The sequence below is a fragment of the Niastella yeongjuensis genome, from assembly GCF_900110245.1.
Taxonomy (GTDB): Bacteria; Bacteroidota; Bacteroidia; order Chitinophagales; family Chitinophagaceae; genus Niastella; species Niastella yeongjuensis.
On record NZ_FOCZ01000006.1, the window covers coordinates 166279 to 186341 of the forward strand.

Annotated in this window: 15 protein-coding genes; 4 read left to right on the forward strand and 11 right to left on the reverse strand. The window is 45.6% G+C overall.

Going from position 1 to position 20063, the window contains the following annotated elements; genetic code table 11:
• The first annotated feature begins 3 nt into the window (after positions 1-3).
• Positions 4-663 carry a gluconate 2-dehydrogenase subunit 3 family protein gene (locus BMX95_RS17595; RefSeq protein ID WP_081202726.1) on the forward strand — a complete coding sequence of 220 codons (660 nt, stop codon included), beginning with the start codon at positions 4-6 and terminating at the stop codon, positions 661-663.
• 133 nt (positions 664-796) lie between these two features.
• Here BMX95_RS17595 and BMX95_RS17600 read toward each other — a convergent pair whose 3' ends face one another.
• The 3 genes from BMX95_RS17600 to BMX95_RS17610 all read right to left on the reverse strand — a co-directional run bounded on the left by BMX95_RS17600 (position 797) and on the right by BMX95_RS17610 (position 6582).
• Positions 797-3592 (reverse strand): PAS domain S-box protein, encoded by a 2796-nt coding sequence (locus BMX95_RS17600; protein WP_081202725.1) that lies wholly within the window; start codon positions 3590-3592, stop codon positions 797-799.
• Positions 3593-3754: 162 nt separating this feature from the next.
• On the reverse strand, positions 3755-5890 hold the full coding sequence (locus tag BMX95_RS17605; protein ID WP_081202724.1) for an elongation factor G: 2136 nt from the start codon (positions 5888-5890) through the stop codon (positions 3755-3757).
• A 308-nt stretch (positions 5891-6198) separates the two neighbouring features.
• Complete coding sequence (locus BMX95_RS17610; protein ID WP_081202723.1) at positions 6199-6582, reverse strand: hypothetical protein; 384 nt, start codon at positions 6580-6582, stop codon at positions 6199-6201.
• A 284-nt stretch (positions 6583-6866) separates the two neighbouring features.
• Here BMX95_RS17610 and dnaG point away from each other — a divergent pair, with 284 nt between their 5' ends.
• On the forward strand, positions 6867-8879 hold the full coding sequence (gene dnaG, locus BMX95_RS17615) for a DNA primase (RefSeq protein ID WP_081202722.1): 2013 nt from the start codon (positions 6867-6869) through the stop codon (positions 8877-8879).
• Positions 8880-9018: 139 nt separating this feature from the next.
• On the opposite strand, the gene BMX95_RS17620 is transcribed toward dnaG, so the two are convergent.
• From BMX95_RS17620 to rpsO, 7 genes are all read right to left on the reverse strand, one after another.
• The gene (locus tag BMX95_RS17620) at positions 9019-9468 is read right to left on the reverse strand and encodes a hypothetical protein (protein ID WP_177193702.1); all 450 of its coding nucleotides are present in this window, start codon (positions 9466-9468) and stop codon (positions 9019-9021) included.
• A gap of 506 nt (positions 9469-9974) precedes the next feature.
• Positions 9975-11114, reverse strand: coding sequence for an RICIN domain-containing protein (locus tag BMX95_RS17625; protein WP_081202721.1), 1140 nt, complete (start codon positions 11112-11114; stop codon positions 9975-9977).
• 411 nt (positions 11115-11525) lie between these two features.
• Entirely contained in the window at positions 11526-12344 is an 819-nt protein-coding gene (locus BMX95_RS17630) for a M48 family metallopeptidase (protein WP_081202720.1), read from the reverse strand.
• A 267-nt stretch (positions 12345-12611) separates the two neighbouring features.
• Positions 12612-13271, reverse strand: coding sequence for a glycerol-3-phosphate 1-O-acyltransferase PlsY (gene plsY, locus BMX95_RS17635; protein ID WP_081202719.1), 660 nt, complete (start codon positions 13269-13271; stop codon positions 12612-12614).
• A gap of 80 nt (positions 13272-13351) precedes the next feature.
• Positions 13352-14167 carry a 50S ribosomal protein L11 methyltransferase gene (prmA, locus tag BMX95_RS17640; RefSeq protein WP_081202718.1) on the reverse strand — a complete coding sequence of 272 codons (816 nt, stop codon included), beginning with the start codon at positions 14165-14167 and terminating at the stop codon, positions 13352-13354.
• A gap of 88 nt (positions 14168-14255) precedes the next feature.
• Entirely contained in the window at positions 14256-16400 is a 2145-nt protein-coding gene (pnp, locus tag BMX95_RS17645) for a polyribonucleotide nucleotidyltransferase (protein ID WP_081202717.1), read from the reverse strand.
• A gap of 171 nt (positions 16401-16571) precedes the next feature.
• Positions 16572-16868 (reverse strand): 30S ribosomal protein S15, encoded by a 297-nt coding sequence (rpsO, locus tag BMX95_RS17650; protein WP_242673198.1) that lies wholly within the window; start codon positions 16866-16868, stop codon positions 16572-16574.
• A 227-nt stretch (positions 16869-17095) separates the two neighbouring features.
• Here rpsO and BMX95_RS17655 point away from each other — a divergent pair, with 227 nt between their 5' ends.
• Together BMX95_RS17655 and BMX95_RS17660 are read left to right on the forward strand one after the other, a co-directional pair.
• Positions 17096-18181 carry a glycosyltransferase gene (locus tag BMX95_RS17655; protein WP_242673197.1) on the forward strand — a complete coding sequence of 362 codons (1086 nt, stop codon included), beginning with the start codon at positions 17096-17098 and terminating at the stop codon, positions 18179-18181.
• Between the two features lie 3 nt (positions 18182-18184).
• On the forward strand, positions 18185-19306 hold the full coding sequence (locus tag BMX95_RS17660) for a glycosyltransferase family protein (protein WP_081202715.1): 1122 nt from the start codon (positions 18185-18187) through the stop codon (positions 19304-19306).
• Here BMX95_RS17660 and BMX95_RS17665 read toward each other — a convergent pair.
• Positions 19287-19976 (reverse strand): cell division ATP-binding protein FtsE, encoded by a 690-nt coding sequence (locus BMX95_RS17665; protein ID WP_081202714.1) that lies wholly within the window; start codon positions 19974-19976, stop codon positions 19287-19289. The two genes, BMX95_RS17660 and BMX95_RS17665, sit on opposite strands and share 20 nt — an antisense overlap.
• Positions 19977-20063: the final 87 nt, after the last annotated feature.

Sequence of the window (20063 nt, forward strand, 5' to 3'; positions counted from 1 at the left end):
CTAATGGACAGAAGAAAATCCTTAAAAGCGATAGCAGTAGGCACCCTGTCGGCCGGTATCTTGCTGGATGCCTGCAAAACAGATAATAAAAAAGAAGCCGCCAAAAGCGCAGAGGCTTCCGGCGAATTTACCTTAGACCGTGCCGTAGAAGAACAGGAACGGGAAAAGGAAATAACGTCAAAAACGTTTTTCACGCCACATGAAATGGCCACCATCACCGTGCTGGCTGATATCATCATCCCTAAAGATGAAGTAAGCGGCAGTGCATCTGATGCTAAAGTGCCTGATTTTATCGAATACATTGTAAAGGATAAACCCGAAAACCAGATCCCTATGCGGGGTGGTTTGCGCTGGCTGGATGTACAGTGCCTGAAGCGTTTCAATAAATCATTTGTAGATGGTACTGAAAAGGAACGCATGGCAATGGTAGATGAAATTGCGTGGCCCAATAAAGCCAAACCCGACATGGCGCAGGGCGTTGCCTTCTTTAACCTCATGCGCGATTTAACCGCTTCCGGTTTTTATACCAGCGAGATCGGTGTAAAAGACCTTGGTTATGCCGGTAATACACCTAATAAATGGAATGGTGTGCCCGATGAGGTGCTGAAACAATATGGACTGGCATACACGGAGAAAGAAATGAAGGAGTGCGCTAAATACTGATATCAGCAGTAGGAAGTAAGAAATAGAAATTAAGAAATAAGAAAAGTCCGCAAGTTGTGTTACTACACAATTTGCGGACTTTGTATTTAAACCTTAAACTTAAAACTTTGAACTTTAAACTTGAAACTTTGAACTATTTAACCGGAATAAAAATATAAAACGTAGCCCCCGCCCCTACTTCACTTTCTGCCCGTATAAATCCATGATGGTTCTCTACTATTTTCTTACAAATAGCCAGGCCAATACCCGAACCGGTATATTCATTGCGGCCATGCAGCCGTTGGAATAATTCAAATATTTTCTCGGCATACTCCTGCTCAAACCCAATTCCATTGTCATTTATGGTAAAACGGAAATAGTCCTTGCCCGGGATGGCCCCTTTTTCATGCAGCTGCCTTGCTTTTACATAAGCTGAGGTGATTTCAATTACAGGTGTAACGTCCTCACGCGAATACTTCAGTGAATTGCTGATCAGGTTTGACAGCAATTGCCTGAACTGAAAGGGAATGATGGTCATGGTAGGCAGGTGCGCGGAGATGATGGTGGCTTTTTTTTCATCGATGCGGTGTGCCAGTTCTTTTTTTACTTCATCGAGCAGGGCGTTCAGGTCGGTCGATTCAAAATTCTTACGGGCGGTAGTGGTACGGGAGAACTCCAGCAAGGAGTCGATGAGGTTTTGCATACGTACCGCTGCTTTCACCATCCGGTCGAAGTAATCTTTGCTGGTATCGCTTAAGTTAGCCACATCACGGGCCTGTATCAGATTGCCAAAGGCCTGGATCTTGCGCAGCGGTTCCTGCAGGTCATGGCTGGCCACATAACTAAACGACGACAACTCACTGTTACTGCGTTCCAGCTCCCGGTTCTTTTGTTCCAGTTGTTCGGCATACATTTTCAACTGGTCTTCGGTCAGTTTTTGTTTGGTGAGATCACGGGTTACTTTTGAAAAACCGATGATGTCGTTTTTATCATTGTGCAGGGCAGTAAGCACGGTATAAGCCCAAAAGGTAGAACCATCCTTACGTACCCGTAAACCTTCAAAAGTTGACTTACCGTCCTGTTTAGCTTCTTCTAACAGCTTTTCCGCCAGGCCATGCTGCTGGTCGCTATAGGTATAAAAAAGCCGGAAGTGCATCCCGATGATTTCGTCAGCGGTATATCCTTTTATTTTCTCCGCCCCTTTATTCCAGTTTTCTATATAGCCATCTTTGCTCAGCAGAATAATGGAGTAATCTTCCACCTCGTTGGTCATGCGCAAATAGCGTTCTTCACTCTGGCGTAATTCTTCATGCCGCAGTTCCAGCTGTTGATTGATCTCTTTTAATTCGCGGGTTGTTTCTTCCAGCGCGTTGTTCTTGTGTGAAATTTCATGCGTGCGTTCGGCTACCCTGTTCTCCAGGTCGAGGTGAATGTTTTTCACTTCATCGATATCTGTACAGGTGCCAAACCATTTGATGATCTGTCCATCGTCGTTTTTGATGGGGCGGGCCCGCACCAGGAACCACCGGTACCCGGCTACCGGATATTTTACAAAGAAACGGAATTCAATTTCCAGCTGTTCTCCTGTTCGTACAACATCATGCCACGACTCTAAACACCGTTCCCGGTCATCGGGATGAACATGCACCAGGAAGCTTTCATCGCCAAACCGTTCCTCATCACTGATCAGCAGGTACCATTGTTTGTTGTAGTAATCAACATAACCATCGGCATTGGCCGTCCAAACGATCTGTGGCATGGAATCGGCCAGCTGGCGGAACCTTACTTCGCTTTCGCGCACGGCGTCTTCAGCCAGTTTGCGGTTGTCGATATCTACTACAGAACCGATGAACCCTTCAAATACGCCTTTGTTGTCGAACATGGGCGAACCGGAATCGAGGATCCAGCGGTAATTGCCATCGGCACCCTGGATGCGGTATTCGAAGTTAAAAGGCACCTGGTGCGCATTGGCTTCAGCAAAACAGGTTGTCATCAATTCCAGATCATCGGGGTGCACTACGGAAAGCCAGCGTTGCCCCAGGGTGTTTTCAGGCGGCTGACCGGTATAATCGTACCACTTCTGGTTTACATAGGTACAACTGCCGTCAGGACGGGTGATCCACAACATAACGGGCACTGTGTCTGCCAGGCGACGGAAATAATGCTCGCTGTTTTCCATGCGCTTTCTTTCCAGCACAATATCGGTCACCTCACGGCCTACCAGCATAATGCCGCTGCAAATGCCGCCCGGTTCCAGCAGTGGGTAAAAAAGCAGATTGAAATAAGCCGTTACGTGTCCGCCATTTCTTTCTATACGGAGGGGCATCCCGTTTTCGATGTGGGGCGTTCTGCTTTGCACCACTTGGTTGATCAGTTCCTCGGCCCGTTGCCCTTTCAGGTCCGGGTTCACTTCAAAAAGCGACCGGCCGGTCACTTCGCTGATATCTTTACTGGTGATCTGTAAAAAGGAGTGATTGGCGAGCTCGATGCGGTAATCGGGCATCCGCAGCGTTAAAATGCCTATAGGCAGCTGTAATAAGATCTCGTAGATCTTTTTTTGCGTGGCCTGTTGAATGGCTACGTTTTCGGTGGCGGTGACCAGCATACCCCCGGTTTTGCCGGTTGACAATGGAATGGGTATACAGGAAAACGTAAAACTCACCGGTTCGGAATGGTTTTGCCGGTTTATAAAAAGCTGTATGTCCGGAATGGTCAGGGAACCGCCCTGCATTACCTGGTCAAAGGCTGGTCCCAGTTTGTGCCAGTTGCCGGCAAATACCTGTTGCAGCGACAACCCGCTTGCTTCCCCGCGCGACAGGCCTATAAGCGGTTGACAGGCGTCGTTATAGTACAGCACTCCCGAAGTTCCCCAGGCCAGGAACATAGGAACATGTGATTGGCTAATAATGTTGAATACAAACTCCTTTTTATCCAGGACATTCACCTCCATACAATACTGATAATTTGAACACTGGTTGTGCCTGTTAAAAATATTTGATATTCACGACTTCGAATGAAATTTTTAGGTGAACGTGCATAGTTTACCGGGTATTAAGAAGAATAGCCACCCGTAGGTAGCTATTCTTTATGCTAGGGCCAGTTGGTTCTTTGTTTACACTAATTCCTCCTTCGCCGTCTTCGAATAATCATCTATCAACCGGCGTTGTTCCTCAAAAGGCACCGGAACATAGTCAAAAAACTTCATGGTGAATTTAGCGCGTCCCTGCGTAATGGAACGAAGCGAGGAAGAATACCCGTCCATTTCGGCCAGCGGCACCTTGGCGATCACTTTCTGAAAATGGCCCTGGGTGTCGATGCCCTCTACTACGGCCCGGCGGCTTTGCAGGTCGCCCATAACGGCACCGGTAAGATCATCGGGGCACAACACATCTACCTGGTACACCGGTTCCAGTATCTGTGGGTCTGCCTGCTGGAAAGCCTGTTTAAAGGCCATTAAACCGGCTATCTTGAAGGAAATGTCATTACTGTCCACCGGGTGCATTTTGCCGTCATAAACCGATACCCGCACATCACGAACATATGACCCGGTTAACGGGCCTGTTTGCATTTTTTCCATAACACCTTTTAAGATCGAGGGTTGAAAGCGCGTGTCTATCGCGCCGCCCACAATACAGTTAAAATAAACCAGTTTACCGCCCCAGTCCAGTTCATGCACATCCCGGCCACGAACGTTCAGCCCATTGGGGTCGGGCATGCCATCGTACCAGGGCTCAATGCGTAAGAAAACTTCTCCAAACTGACCGGCGCCCCCACTCTGCTTTTTATGCCGGTAATTGGCCTCGGCCATCCGGCGAATGGTTTCGCGGTAAGGAATGCGGGGTTTGATGAATTTTACGTCAACTTTATGCAGGTGTTCTATTTTCCATTTTGCCACTGCCAAATGCATATCGCCCTGGCAATGGAGGAGCGTTTGTTTTAATTCCTGGGAAACTTCCACAATCAGGGTGGGATCTTCTTCCCGCAGCTGGTGCAATGCCTGCGATAGTTTTTCCTCTTCCCCTTTTTTCAGGGTTTCGATGGCCACCGTCATATTGGGCGGCGGAAATTCAATGGGTTGCAGTTCATAATTTCTTCCCCTTACATGAAGGGTATTATTAACGTGTGTGTTCTTTAATTTCAGGGTGGCGCCAATATCACCTGCAACCAGTTCGGTAGTATTGGTGCGTTTATTCCCTTCTGCCAAAAACAGCTGGTTTATTTTTTCCGTAACGCCGGTTGACTCATTTTCCAGCTCCATACCACTTTGCACGGTACCGGAATATACTTTAAAGAACGACATTTCGCCTACATGCGGTTCGCTGATGGTTTTAAAAACAAAAATGCAGGCCGGACCGCTGGCCTCACAGGGCAATGATTGTCCGTTCCGGGTGGTCTGTGGCGGCATTTCATTGGCACTGGGACAAACATTATCAATGAAGCCCATCAACCGGCCACTGCCCATATTCCGTTCGGCCGAGAGGCAGAATAAGGGAAAGATGTCGTGGTTGATCATCGCCTTTTTCAGGCCGTTCTTCATTTCATCTTCATCCAGCTCGCCCTTGTCGAAGTATTTTTCCATCATGGATTCATCATTGCTGGCCACCGCCTCTATCAGTTCTTTGTGTAATTCGTCGGCCCGGGCGCGTTCATCATCTGGTATAGGCAGTTTCTCGGGTTTGCCGCCGGTGTCTTTAAATTTATACATCGTCATGCGCAGCACGTCGATGATCTCATGAAAGCCGGCGCCCTGTTGCCGGGGATATTGCACTACAACCACTTTAGCGCCAAAGTGGGCTTTTGCTTCGCGAACGGTTCTGTCGAAATCCGCATTGTCTTCGTCGATCTTATTAACGGCGAAGATCATAGGCGTTTTAAACTGCTCGGTATAATCCCAGATGATATCGGTGCCTACTTCAACGCCCATAACGGCATTGAGCAACATTACACCGGTATCGGCTACCCGCAGGGCGGAGATCACTTCACCCACAAAATCGTCGTAACCGGGTGTATCTATGAGGTTGATCTTGTAACCCCGCCATTTGGTATGCATTAATTTGGAGAAGATGGAATTACCACGTTCCTGTTCCAGTTCATGGTAATCACCGATGGTATTTTTTTCGGCAATGGTGCCGCGGCGGGTAATAAGGCCTGCTTCAAATAGCATGCACTCCGCCAATGTGGTCTTACCGCAGCCGGCATGGCCCAGCAAGACTACATTTTTTACGTGTGAGGTATCAAATTCAGCCATAGCAAACAATTTTTTAAAGTGAAGAATAGATAGGGATGCGGCTGATATAGGGAGGATAATGTCAATTGCCATAAGCATTTGACATGAGGGGTGCTTACGAAATCCGAAGTATGAAGTAAGAAGTATGAAATTCGAATTAAGAAGTATGAAGAGGCTGAAATTTCAGCACTCATGAGAATTATTCAAAATGCTCAAAATTGGCGAGCTTCTTACTTCCTGCTTCCTACCTCCTACTTCTTACTTCCGGCTTCTACCGTTTAAAAACTTAAAAGTCTGCTGATGTAACAAAAGCAGACATTCATTCATGGCTAACCTATATGATTGGCAAAATGCGAAAACTCCTGTTTAACTTCCGTCAGGGTGCTTTCCAACTGCTGATAATCGTTGTAAAGTCTTTCGTGGTCGGTGGTGGTATCGTCTGTCAGGTTCCCGTTGTTTGTTTCAGCCATTTCGTCGTGAAGCTTACGGTCGTGGAGTTTGATGGCTTGCTTGAGGTCGTGAATGTTAATAAGCTGAATGTGGAACTGATTGTCGAGGTGCTCTATCTCCAGAAGTACGTCTCTGTTTGTTTGATGTCCTGCAAGGTCCTGGAGACGGATTTTTAATTGACCGAACTCATCTCGGTAAGAACGCAATGTCTCCCGCCAGGCATTGCATTCTCTTGACAGCTGTGCGATATCTGTTGTTACCATGGGAGAAAATTTATAAATGAAGAAATATAAAGAGCTTCTTAAGTTGGAAGTAAGGCTTAATGTGGTGCGTTGTGAGTAGTTAATCTAATTTAAGAAACATTTGTCGGAAAAACAGGATAAATAAGATAAAAATTATAAACCTTTCGTTAATAAATAATGCTTTATATATGTGATCAATGTTAGGTCTATGATTGAATCGAATATGTACAAAAAATTGTAAGTCATCTACTTGCTTGTTATCAACAGGCCTTTACGGTTCCCGTTAATTCTCTAAATTTGCCGCAATGATCAGTCAGCAATCGATACAGCAGATACTTAGCCGCATAGACATTATTGAAATCGTAGGCAGCTTTATAAAATTAAAAAAACGAGGCGCCAACTACCTGGGGCTTTGTCCGTTCCATGGCGAAAAATCACCTTCCTTTACCGTTTCACCCGCCAAGGAAATTTATAAATGTTTTGGCTGTGGCCGCAGTGGCAATACCATCAGCTTCATTATGGAGCATGAGAAATATTCTTATGTGGAAGCATTGCGCTGGCTCGCCGCCAAATACAATGTTGAGGTAGAAGAAACACAGATGAGCCCCGAAAGGCTGGCGCAACAACAAACCGCCGACAGCTTATTTATCCTGAATGGTTTTGCCCAGAAATATTTTTCCCAGAACCTGATGGAAAGCGAAGAAGGCCAGGCCATCGGTTTAAGCTATTTGAAAGAACGCGGTTTTCGTGAAGAGATCATGAACCGCTTTCAGCTGGGTTATTGCCTCGCCACCCGCGATTCATTTTCACAAACCGCCCTGGCGGCACATTACAGCCTGGAGTATTTACAAAAAAGCGGTCTGGTAGTGGTGCGCGATGAAAAACCGTTCGACAACTACCGCGGCCGTATCATATTCCCCGTGCACAACCAATCCGGTAAGGTGATCGGTTTTGGCGCCCGTATTATTGGTAAAAACGACAAAGCGCCCAAGTACATCAATACACCGGAGAACGAAGTATACATCAAAAGCAAGATCCTGTACGGTACTTATTTTGCCCGGCAGGCCATCGATAAATTCGATGAATGTTTACTGGTGGAAGGGTATACCGATGTGGTGTCCCTGCATCAGGCCGGTATCGAGAACGTAGTGGCCTCGGGCGGTACATCCTTAACTATGGACCAGCTGCGGCTTATAAAGAAATACACCAAAAACCTGACTATCATTTACGATGGTGATTCGGCCGGGGTAAAAGCCGCGCTGCGTGGTTTGGATATGGCGCTGGAAGAAGGACTGAACGTAAAACTGGTGCTGATCCCCGATAAAGAAGACCCGGATAGCTACGTAAATAAAATAGGCGCCACCGCTTTCCGCGAGTTCATCGACCAAAATAAAAAAGACTTCATCCTGTTCCAGCTGGAAGTGCAAATGAAAGATGTGGGCAACGACTCGGCCAAAAAAGCTGGCCTCGTAAACCAGGTGGCTGAAACGATTGCCAAAATCAACAAGCTGGAAGATTTTACCAAACAGCAGGATTACATAAAACAATGCGCTGAATTACTGAAGATTGAAGAAGGTGGTTTGGTAAACCTGGTGAACAAACACATTCGCGAAAAACTGGCCAAGGAAGAAGCCAAACAGGCTGCCGCCCAGGGCATCGATCCTACACAGTTTTATGATGATAATGCCATGCGTGGGGAAGAATCAGGTTACAGTGAAGATACCTTTAACCTGATCTTCAAAGATGAATTACAGGAAAAACAATTGATCAGGGTGCTGCTGGAACATGGCGCCAAAGAATGGGACCGTACCCAGAAGATTGCGCAATATATCCTGGAACAGGATATTGTGGAAGAAATGATCGAGAACCAAACGGTGGTGAAGGTGCTGCACATGTACCGCGATATGCTGGCCGAAAATCACGAACCTACCGATAAAGATTTTGTATTCTCTCAGGAAAATGATGTGAGTACTTTGGTGGTGTCTATTCTCAACACGCCGTACGAATTGAGTGCGCACTGGGAAGCCGAGAAACAGGTATTCTCTGTATTGGAACAAGGTTTCAGGAAGTATATGAACATCGAATACAAACACAAAGCCATAATGAAGGAAGAAAAAGGCTTTAAGGATGATGTGATTTCCACGATCCAGTTCCTGAAACTAAAAAAGATAAAACAGCTGATGGAGCAAAACCAGGCTGACCTGGAAACCAATAATACCTACGAACGATTATTGGAGCTGTTGCCGCCACATATGCATATTAAAGACATGGAGATAGAGCTGGCAAAGATGACAGGCATTGTAATTAAAAAGCAGTAACTAATGAGCATCTTCTCTTGCAGCCTCCCCCAAACGAATAAACCCCGATGAGGAGTTGATCCTATCGGGGTTTAATAATTTAAATAAATTAGCTGTCGTGATGAGACAGTTACATGCTGTTGAAATAATGCACGGGAAATTAGTCTACCATTGCAGGGGCAGGAGCAGTAACCACTCTTTTTCTGCCACCAGCTTTAACTTGAGCTACAGCCTTGTCGAACCGAACGGCGGTCCATACATGGTCTAAAGCCACTTCTTCAGAACTATCAAAACCGGCGTTTCTTACGCCATCCCAGCTGCAACCTCTGTTCAGGTCAGTAGCTATTTTGGATGTGCTTTTTGGATAAGCAATCCAGAATTTACCGCCTTCCTTGAGGCAGGGAAGTACATCCCTTAAAATACCGTTTAACTGATTTTCGTTTACTGCAAACACCAATGCAAAGTCGATCTTTCGGGTTTTTAACAGTGGTGTTACATTTTTGGCAAACGATAATTTGACAAATTGCTTCTCAATTGAGGAAGGTAAACCCTGAATCAAAACGTTTTTCTCTTCCGCTAATTGAAGCTTTTCTAACAAATTTTGCGACATGCCGAAGGTTTTTGTAATAAGCTTTTCAGGTTATAAAAAATAGACGGGATTGCAAAGTTATGAAAAGATATGCACGTGGGAAAAAATTATTTAACGATCATGCAACGTTTTGTTCATTTTGTATTATAAGCCAGTAAGCATCAGCCTGTAAGCATATAGTAAAATTTTGTTAAACCAGCTCCGGGCAAGGCTTTCACCACTTGATATAGTAGATTATGAATATGTGTCGGCGTGACAAATCCTGTGAGTAGTGAGTAGTCAGTAGTGAGTAGTCAGTAGTGAGTTGGTTCACTATTCTTATTGACCTCCGTCAATTGGAAAGTTCTTGTGAGTGGTGAGTAGTGAGTAGTGAGTGGGTTCACGAAATTTTGGAATTCGAAATAATAGCGGGCGCGCTCAACTTTGTAAACCCACCCCTACCCCTCCCGGGAGGGGATCCTTAAAACAAGCATCCCGCTAATTGACGGAGGTCAATTAGAATAGTAAACCCACTCACTACTCACTACTCACCATTGCACCTTCCTAAAACGATTTGCCTCATCCCCTGCCGATTCGTTTTCCGCCGTTAATAGCCACTTTTGGCGGTTTTTGCCCGTCCAGGCGGTTTGCAGCACAGCTGCCCCATTATTGGCCGAACCGGCAAACACGTCCACCACTTTCTCACTCGCTTTGTTTACCAGCCGTAATTCCTTATTACTACCTGCTTCGAGTAACCGCCAGAGTTGGTTATCGTTTTCTTTGGCTGTTTTTAAAAGCAGCTGCACATTATCTTTTGATCCGCCGGGTACTTCCAGTGCACGACCGCTTACCAGGCTGGTGATCTTGTACCAGCCATCACCTGCGTACTCAAAACGCCAGCGCTGACAGGCCTTTCCGGCCCAGGTGCCCTGCGTTACAACAGCCAGTGATTTACCCGAACAATCGCGCGTGTTCATTACCTTATTACTGTTCACATTGGTAATGCGGTAAACGCCATTTTCGATGGTGATGAAGTTTATGCCCCTTTCAACATCCGCCGTATGTTTTTCCGATTGTAATTGTTGTAATAAAGGCGCCGGAAATAGTTGGTCCATTTGTACATTTACCGGCGCTCTTTTCAGCGAAGGGGTATTGATCCCCTTTTGTAGCTGATCATATATCTCATATTTGAACAGGGCCAGGGCATAGTGACTATTGTCAGTACTATCATCGGGAACAGCCGCCAGTTTATTCAGCATCTCCGCAAATCCTTCTGCGCTGATGCGACCATCCAGTTGTTTAAAACTGGCTTCCCGGCTCAGGAATTTGGCAACAGACAGTATCTGTAACCGAACATCTTTATTGTATTGATCAGGTGTGATGCCGCTGCTGTTGCAAACCAGCTGCAGGTTGTTTTTATAATGGCCGTTGTTATTTGCTATCAGGGCAAACAGCCCATAGCGTTGCGGTTTACCGGCACTGTTATCGACGTCGCTGGGCGAAGGTTGCAGGTTCTTAAAATGTGAGGCCGCGTAAGCCGTAGCTTCCAGCAACCCACGTGGCACATTCGGGTACCGCCAGTAAGCTTCTTCAAAATAAGATTCCAAACCTAGAATAGTTTGTGCCTTTAGGTTAAGGTGCCACAATATTCCCACGGCAATCAGGACAAGCAATTTTCTCTTTCGCATATTTATCCGGGTTAAATGAAAAGATATTTTCGTGACGAAATAATCACGAATAGGTAGTGGATTTAACACGGTCCTGCTATACTAAACAACCGGAGTGGGAAGAAACCGGAAATGGCGAGTGGGTTGGCCTTAACCACGCTACCGCATAATAGCATTTTTAGGGAGATGGGGTGCTTTTTACACGCAGTATAAAAACAAGCTATGTGCCACTTTTACGATGGAGATCATAAAAATCGTTAATGCCAGCACTGGTTATACACATTTGTTCGGTTATTACGGTAGCTTATCGTAATAATACTTCAAAATCATTGGGTGCGCAGACTTTTAACGGGATTCTTACTTCATCACCAAAACAGAAAAAGGCTGCCCCTAATGAGACAGCCTTTCCAAATATCATTGATCAACTATTTACTACTTCACTGGCTTATAATACTGCATTGCTTCAGGCATCAATTCCTTCAGCTTTTCAATACGGGTATCTTCTGCCGGGTGGGTACTTAAGATCTGTGGAGGTGCAGCGCCACCGGAAGCGGCCTTCATTCTTTCCCATAAAGGAATTGCTTCCTGTGGGTTATAACCGGCCATGGCGGCAAAGATCAATCCATAATGGTCGGCTTCCAGCTCCTGTTTGCGGGAGAAAGGCAACAACGCACCAACGTTTGAACCAATCCCATAAGCGCTCATGAAGATGTTCTGGGCAGCAGCGCTTTTATTGGCAATGGCCACCTGTAAAGCCTGTTGTCCTATACCTGCCACGGCCTGCTGGCTCATCCGCTCGTTACCGTGGTGCGCCAGTGCGTGCGCAATTTCATGGCCCAATACCACCGCCAGCGCGGCTTCGTTCTGACTAATAGGCAATAAACCGGTATACACTACTATTTTACCACCGGGCATACACCAGGCGTTTACTTCTTTGGAGTCAACCAGGTTGTATTCCCATTTATAGCCTTCCAGTTCCTGTGTAAGGCCTTTTTGGGTATAATATTGATTGATGGCATTGGTAAGCCTGGTGCCTACCCTGCGCACCATTTCAGCATCTTTATTGGCGCTGGTGCTTACCACCTTGTTCTCAGTTAAAAACTGGGTGTATTGCTGGGCTGCCATTGATTGAATATCCGTTTCATTGTAAAGGGACAATTGGCTCCTGCCCGTGATCGCATTCTGGGAGCAGGATGTTATTCCTGTTGCCACAACAGCAGCCATAATTGCTTTGTGCATGACTTGTTTCATTTCTTGGGTGTTTACTTCAGTTTAATTAAACAATCCTTATACCAACCTGAGCAACAAACTTATAAAATGAACGCATCACCATCAAATTAAGTAATAGACACATGTGGGAATAAATTACCACATAGGCCCTCCTTCGCTAATGCTTCGGCGGGCGAAGCAAAGGGCAGAGATTAACCCTGCCCTTTACTAGTAATATTTTTAAGTTGAATAAATTTCGCGAGGTGGTATTTCTCCCCCTTCCGCCAGCTGGCGGAGCCGGGGGGAGGCTTATTGTCTTCTTCTGCGTTCTTTACGACGGTCGCGATATTTTAAGATGGGAACTTTGCTTTCACTGCCGCGTAATAAACGGGTGATGTTCTTTTGGTGTGTCAACAATACCAGCAGCGCTACCGCAATGGCAAAACCGCGGTATAAAAGTTCTTTTTCGTTGAAGATAACCAGAATGAAGACAGCAAAAGCTACACTGGCTAATATAGAACTAAGAGATACAAAACGTGTCAGATACAATACCAACAGAAAAATGCCTACACATAAAACCGCTACTACGGGTTGAATGGCGAGGATCATTCCAAACAAAGTGGCAACCCCTTTCCCACCCCTGAAATCGGCCCAGATCGGGAAAATATGACCCAGAACGGCAGCCAGACCTAATCCAACCATAAAGTTGGTACGTTCCAATTCGCTTGCTGCACCCATATAATGAGGAAGTAAAATGTACAAACTGGTGGCGGCCACTCCTTTAAGCATGTCAATAATCATGACAAAAGTGCCCCATTTGGAGCCTAAGACCCGAAAAGTATTGGTAGCACCGGCATTTCCACTGCCGTAATCACGGATATCGATTCCAAAAAAAGCTTTACTAACCCAAACAGCTGTTGGAATAGAGCCGATCAAATATGCTATTACAATGAGTAAAGCCTCTTTCATTGAATAGTTGGTTGAAAGTTAGATGACGAAAATATGGAAAAAAAGTTAATTAATTGATAACTATGAGGTTCTTGTGGTTATTATTTTTTAAACAGTAAACACATCCAATCTCCTCTCATTTTACAATCAACAACTGATAATCCATTGTTTGTTGCAGACTTCTCGATATCGGGTCTGTCCCCGCCTAAAAGCCCACTCATTATTACAACGCCGCCCAATGTTAAATGTTGTTTAATTCCAGCCATATTTGCAATAAGCACATGTTTATTGATATTTGCTAAAATAATGTCGAATTCTGTTGACATTTGTAAGTAATCTGCCTGGGAAAGCGCAATGTTCGAACAGTGATTAAGCGCAATGTTCTCCTGCGCATTATTGATACTCCATTCATCGTTGTCGATGGCCGTAACAGAAGCGGCGCCCAGTTTCTCTGCCAATATCGCCAGCACTCCGGTGCCCGTTCCAAAGTCAAGCACTTTTTTACCGGCAAAGGATAGCTGCTGCATGTTTTGGATCATCAAATGTGTAGTAGCATGGTGCCCGGTGCCGAAACTCATTTTAGGCGTAATGATTATTTCGTGCTGTACATTTTTTAATGGTTCATGAAAATGCGCCCTTATGCCGCAAAAACCATCGATGATAACGGGTTGAAAGTTCTGCTCCCATTCTGCATTCCAGTTACGGGGCGCAATCACTTCTTTGGTAATGACGGTATCGGTGCCTGCTGTTAAATTGTAGGTGTCGGTTTCGTGGTATTGGTCTTCGGGTATGTATGCGGAGATATAATTAAACCCTTCTTCAAATCCTTCAAAACCCAGTTCATTTAATTGAGCTACCAGTATTTCCTGTTGTTCTTTTGATACCGGTTGAAATTTGATATGAATATAGTTCTGCATGTAGTTGAAAAAGTTGACTGGTTAACTAAAAAAGAGGGTCTGTAATTGTAGCTACAGACCCTCTTTTAATAGTATAAACTAAAAAATCTTATGCTGGATTTTCCGGACGCTTACCTTCTGGTTTTGGCATCAGGATCTTGCGGCTCAGTTTAAACTTACCGGTTTTGTGATCGATACCGATGAGTTTTACTTTTACCACATCGCCTTCTTTCAGCACGCCTTCCATAGTTTCCAAACGTTTCCAGCTGATTTCACTGATGTGCAACAAACCTTGTTTGCCAGGTAAGAATTCAACGAATGCGCCGAATTCTTTGATGCCTTTAACAGTGGCTTCGTATACTGAACCTACTTCAGGCACAGCAACGATACCTTTGATCCAGGCAACGGCTTTTTCCAAACCTTCTTTGGCCGGACTAAACACGCTAACCTCACCATAGTTACCAACTTCTTCGATGTTGATGGTAGTACCGGTTTCGCGTTGAATTTCCTGAATGATCTTACCCTGGGGCCCGATCACTGCGCCAATGAATTCTTTGTCGATGAACAGTTTCTCCATTCTTGGAGCGTGTGGTTTCACCTCAGAACGGGCTTCTGCGGTACACTCATACATCGCATCCAAAATGTGTAAACGGCCTTTGCGGGCTTGCTCCAGTGCTTCGCGCATAGTGCTCATCGCCAAACCGTCTATTTTGATATCCATTTGTACACCGCAAATACCATCGCGGGTACCGGTTACTTTAAAGTCCATATCGCCCAGGTGATCTTCATCACCGAGGATGTCGGTAAGGATGGCGTATTTACCATCAGAGCCGCGGGTAATTAAACCCATGGCCACACCACCTACGTGTTTAGGAAATGGCACACCTGCATCCATTAATGCCAGTGAACCGGCACAAACGGTAGCCATCGATGAAGAACCATTCGACTCCAGGATATCACTTACAATACGTACGGTGTAAGGATATTCGTTGCCCGGCATCATCTTTTTCAGCGAACGCATGGCCAGGTTACCGTGACCAACTTCGCGGCGGCCTGGGGCACGCATCATTTTCACTTCCCCGGTTGAGAACGGAGGGAAGTTATAGTGTAAAATGAATTTGGTGTAATCGGAAACAGCAGCGCTTTCTACCAGCAGCTCATCTAAAGGCGTACCTAAAGTAACGGTTGTCAGTGATTGCGTTTCACCACGGGTGAACAGGGCTGAACCGTGGGGAGAAGGAAGAATATCGATCTCCATGTTCAACGGACGAACCTGGTCGAGCTGGCGGCCATCGAGGCGGATACGATCGTCAAGGATCATATTACGCACCACTTCCCATTGCAGGTCGTCGAAATATTTTTTAGCCAGTTTTTTCACGTCGTCTTCGGCTTCTTCGCCCAGGCTGGTGATCAACTCGTCTTTCAACGTATCGATGGCATCAGACCGGTCGTGTTTAGCAGAAGCAGAACGGGAGATCTGGTAAATTTTATCTTTTGCAAAATCAGCCACTTTTTGTTGCAGCTCGGGGTTTTGCACTGGTTTGGTGTAATCGCGTTTGCCGGCAACACCCTTTTTCGCACGCAGTTCTTCCTGCGCTTTAATTTGCAGGCGAATCGCTTCGTGTGCAATTTCCAGGGCTTTCACCATGTCTTCTTCACTGCACTCATCTGCTTCCCCTTCCACCATCATCAGGTTCTTGTCGGTAGCACCAATGATGAAATCCAGATCGGCCTTAGCCAGTTCTGTACGGCTGGGGTTTACGATAAATTGACCATCAACACGGCCAATACGAACTTCAGAAATGATTTCCTTGATGGGAACATCAGAAACAGCCAGGGCTGCTGATGCGGCCAAACAGGCCAGCGCATCGGGCATCACTTCTTTATCGCTTGAAACAAGCGTTATAAGTACCTGAACATCACACAGGTAATCTTCAGGGAACAATGGGCGCAACGCACGGTCGATCAACCGGCTAACCAGTACTTCATAATCGCTCAGTTTACCTTCGCGTTTGAAGAATGAACCGGGGATACGGCCTGCAGCCGCAAATTTTTCGTTGTAATCTACTACCAGTGGGAAGAAACTTTGTCCTTCTTTGGGCTCTTTATTGGCAACAACAGTAGCCAGGATAATACAATTGCCCTGGCGAACCGTAACGGCTCCGTCGGCCTGACGGGCCAGGCGGCCGGTTTCAATAGAAACCTCGCGTCCGCCCCCTATATCAAAAGTTACGCTAATTGGTTGAGAGAGCATAGTCTAAAATGTAGTTTAGTGGCCACTATCACATCCGCAAGTAGGTGGGAATTAAAGCGGAAGGTAATCAGCAACCGGTTATTAAAGCAACATGGTCTGAAAAAGTATAGTAAAAACAACTATTCCCAACCGAAAAAACAGTTGGGAATAGTTTGTTATTATAATATACACTTATTTTCTGATACCAAGTTTTTCAATTAAAGCACGGTAACCCTGCAGGTTGTGTTTGCTCAGGTAAGTGAGCAGGCGTTTACGTTTACCCACCATTTGCATCAAACCACGGTGAGTAGAGAAATCCTTTTTGTTTTGTTGCAGGTGTGCAGAAATGCTGTTGATACGCTCTGTAATCAAAGCAATTTGACCTTCAGTGGAGCCAGTGTTTGTTGCAGCACCACCATATTGAGCAAATACGTTTGAAATCTTCTCTTTTGTTAAATAAGGCATCTCAATTTTTTTAAAAACATCCAAAAATTATCTTCTTAATTTGGCGGCAAAGGTATATAATAAATTCTAATTGAGTGGATAGTATGGGGAAATTTTTTTTGCCAAAAGAACTATTTTTGACGCGCAACCGTTACCGGTTACCAGTTTCCGGTTTCCGGGTGTAATATTACGGGTTTTCCCGGTAACTGGCACCCGGCAACCGGTAACTCATATAATTAATTGACTTAGAACGGCATATACCCCAGCTACCCATGAAGAAACTTGTTTTCGCGGTAACCAATGACTTAAACTACGACCAAAGGATGATCCGTATCTGTACATCCCTGGCCGAAGCCGGTTATGCCATAACCCTCATAGGCCGGCGCTGGTCGGCCTCCCCTGCCCTGGTACCCCGCCCTTTTCAGCAAAAAAGATTGAGCTGCTTTTTTCGCACCGGTAAATTGAGCTACGTCGAATACAACCTGCGCCTGTTTTTTTACTTATTGTTTAAAAAAGCCGATGCCGTTTGCGCCATCGACCTCGATACCATTCTCCCCTTTTATTTTATTTCCAAACTAAAACGCATTCCCCGCGTTTATGATGCCCATGAGCTGTTTTGCGAAATGAAGGAGGTGGTTACCCGCCCGCGGGTATATAAAATGTGGAAATGGATAGAACGGTTTACCGTGCCCCATTTTACAAAGGGATATACCGTAAACGATGCGATAGCCGCAGAGTTTTACCGCATGTACCAGGTATCATATGAAGTGGTGCGCAACGTACCGGTATTACATCCCATTACCATACCCGATAAACCGGAAAAATACATATTATACCAGGGTGCCGTAAATGAAGGCCGCAGTTTTGAAACGCTGATCCCGGCTATGAAATACGTAAACGCCCGGCTGGTGATCTGTGGCGATGGAAACTTTATGCAAACAGCCCGGCAGCTGGTAAAAGAACATGGCCTAACCGATAAAGTGATCTTTAAAGGCCGGATACTGCCGGCAGCACTCAGGGAGTACACCCGGCAGGCCTGGGTGGGAGTTACGCTGTTTGAAAACAATGGCATGAATAACTACCATTCCCTCGGCAATCGGTTCTTTGATTATATACATGCCGCATTGCCACAATTGTGTGTGGATTACCCGGCTTATAAAGAAATAAACAATAAGTACAATATTGCTGTTTTAACTAGTGACCTGCGGTCGGAATCACTGGCCGGGCGGTTAAATGAACTATTGAATAACAAAAATTTATACTACCAATTGCAACAAAATTGCTTACAGGCACGCGAGGCCATCAACTGGCAGCAGGAAGAAAAAAAGTTATTAGCGTTCTATAAAAATATTTTCTAGCCAGTGGAAAAACACTTACATATCATTTGTTTCGACGTACCCTACCCGGTTGATCATGGTGGCTATTTTGACCTGTTCTATAAACTGGTAGCACTGCATCAGCAGGGAATCCGTATCCATTTACATTGTTTTGAACACAAACGGCCACAGCAGTCCGAACTGGAACAATATTGCGTGGAAGTAAATTACTATCCACGCCAGTGCGGCCACAAAGGCTTTTCGCATAAACTACCCTACATAGTTTCTTCCCGTACCAATGCCACTCTCGAAGACCGGTTATTAAAGGACAGTCATCCTATTTTACTGGAAGGCGTACAGTGTACGTACCTGTTACACGACGAGCGGTTCAACAACCGCAAAATGATCTTACGGCTGTTCAATGTAGAGTACAAGTATTATAAACAGTTATTCCATTCCAGCAACTCCCTGTTCCATAAAATGTATTACCTGAACGAAAGCAGGCTGTTGAAACGGTATGAAGAAAGCATCGCCAACAAAAGTCTGATCCTCACCCTGAGTGATCAGGACACCAATACTTACCGTAAGGAATTTGGCGCCAAACAGGTAGCTACCCTGCCGGTGTTTTTGCCCTATACACAAATTTCGGCCCCCGAAGGCGTGGGTTGTTTTTGTTTGTACCATGGAAACCTCTCCGTGCCGGAAAACGAGGCCGCAGCCATCTGGTTAATGAAAAAAGTGTTTAACGACCTGCGGATCCCATTGGTAATTGCCGGTAAGTCTCCTTCATCCCGCTTGCAACGTATTGCCGGCAAAACAAAGAATGCCTGCGTGGTGGCCGACCCGTCTGAACAGGAAATGCAGGACATGATCGGGAAAGCGCAGATAAACATCCTCCCCTCATTTAACGTAACTGGTGTAAAGCTGAAATTATTGAACGCACTGTTCAATGGCCGGCATTGCCTGGTAAATGAAGCCACCGTGCAAAGCACCGGGTTGGAACCGGCGTGTCATATCGGGACGAATGCCACGGCATTTAAAAGCCAGATTGTACAATTGTACCGGCAGCCGTTTGCAGAAGAAGAAATCCGTTTGCGGAAGTCATTACTGCTTTCCACATTCGATAATAAGCAAAACGCCCAGCGTCTTATTCAATGGATATTTTAGCGTTGTCTATAACCCGGCCTCTTTCGGTACGAACCGTACGGGCTGGGTATTTATTGATCACGATGTAATCGTGGGTAGCCATTACGATGGCAGTACCGTAATCGCGCGAGATATGAAACAGCAGCTGCATGATCTCATCGGAAGTTTCGGGATCGAGGTTCCCGGTGGGCTCATCGGCCAAAATCAGTTTGGGCGAATTGAGCAGGGCGCGGGCAATATCGATACGTTGTTGTTCGCCGCCGCTTAACTCAAAAGGCATTTTAAACCCTTTGGCTTTCAGGCCAACTTTATCCAGTACGTCGATGATCTTTTCATCCATCAGCTTTTCGTCCTTCCAGCCGGTGGCCCGAAGTACAAAACGCAGGTTGTCGTTTACATTACGGTCGGTAAGCAGTTGGAAATCCTGGAAAACCACCCCCAGGTTACGACGCAGGAACGGTACCTTTTTCCAGTCCATATCACGCAGGTTAAAACCAACCACGGTGCCATCCCCTTCTTTGAGGCGAAGATCGCCATACATGGTTTTTAACAGGCTGCTTTTGCCGGTGCCGGTTTTACCAACCAGGTACACAAATTCACCCTTTTGAACCCTGAAGTTCACATCCTGTAAAACCAGGTTATTTCCCTGATAGATATTTACGTGCTGTAGGTCAATGATGTTCTCCTGCATACTGATCCATTATATTGAAACAAAAGTAAGTAATTATGATCAGTTTATGACAGGCATTTGCCAGAATGACCTGTCAGGTGCATCGTT

Excerpts from the sequence above, each read along its gene's own strand:
- BMX95_RS17625 (WP_081202721.1), bottom strand. The coding sequence starts at position 11,114 with ATGCGAAAGAGAAAATTGCTTGTCCTGATTGCCGTGGGAATATTGTGG.
- BMX95_RS17600 (WP_081202725.1), bottom strand. The coding sequence starts at position 3,592 with ATGGAGGTGAATGTCCTGGATAAAAAGGAGTTTGTATTCAACATTATT.
- BMX95_RS17595 (WP_081202726.1), top strand. The coding sequence starts at position 4 with ATGGACAGAAGAAAATCCTTAAAAGCGATAGCAGTAGGCACCCTGTCG.
- plsY (WP_081202719.1), bottom strand. The coding sequence starts at position 13,271 with ATGAAAGAGGCTTTACTCATTGTAATAGCATATTTGATCGGCTCTATT.
- dnaG (WP_081202722.1), top strand. The coding sequence starts at position 6,867 with ATGATCAGTCAGCAATCGATACAGCAGATACTTAGCCGCATAGACATT.
- BMX95_RS17665 (WP_081202714.1), bottom strand. The coding sequence starts at position 19,976 with ATGCAGGAGAACATCATTGACCTACAGCACGTAAATATCTATCAGGGA.
- BMX95_RS17620 (WP_177193702.1), bottom strand. The coding sequence starts at position 9,468 with ATGTCGCAAAATTTGTTAGAAAAGCTTCAATTAGCGGAAGAGAAAAAC.
- BMX95_RS17655 (WP_242673197.1), top strand. The coding sequence starts at position 17,096 with ATGAAGAAACTTGTTTTCGCGGTAACCAATGACTTAAACTACGACCAA.
- BMX95_RS17605 (WP_081202724.1), bottom strand. The coding sequence starts at position 5,890 with ATGGCTGAATTTGATACCTCACACGTAAAAAATGTAGTCTTGCTGGGC.
- BMX95_RS17630 (WP_081202720.1), bottom strand. The coding sequence starts at position 12,344 with ATGAAACAAGTCATGCACAAAGCAATTATGGCTGCTGTTGTGGCAACA.
- BMX95_RS17610 (WP_081202723.1), bottom strand. The coding sequence starts at position 6,582 with ATGGTAACAACAGATATCGCACAGCTGTCAAGAGAATGCAATGCCTGG.
- prmA (WP_081202718.1), bottom strand. The coding sequence starts at position 14,167 with ATGCAGAACTATATTCATATCAAATTTCAACCGGTATCAAAAGAACAA.
- pnp (WP_081202717.1), bottom strand. The coding sequence starts at position 16,400 with ATGCTCTCTCAACCAATTAGCGTAACTTTTGATATAGGGGGCGGACGC.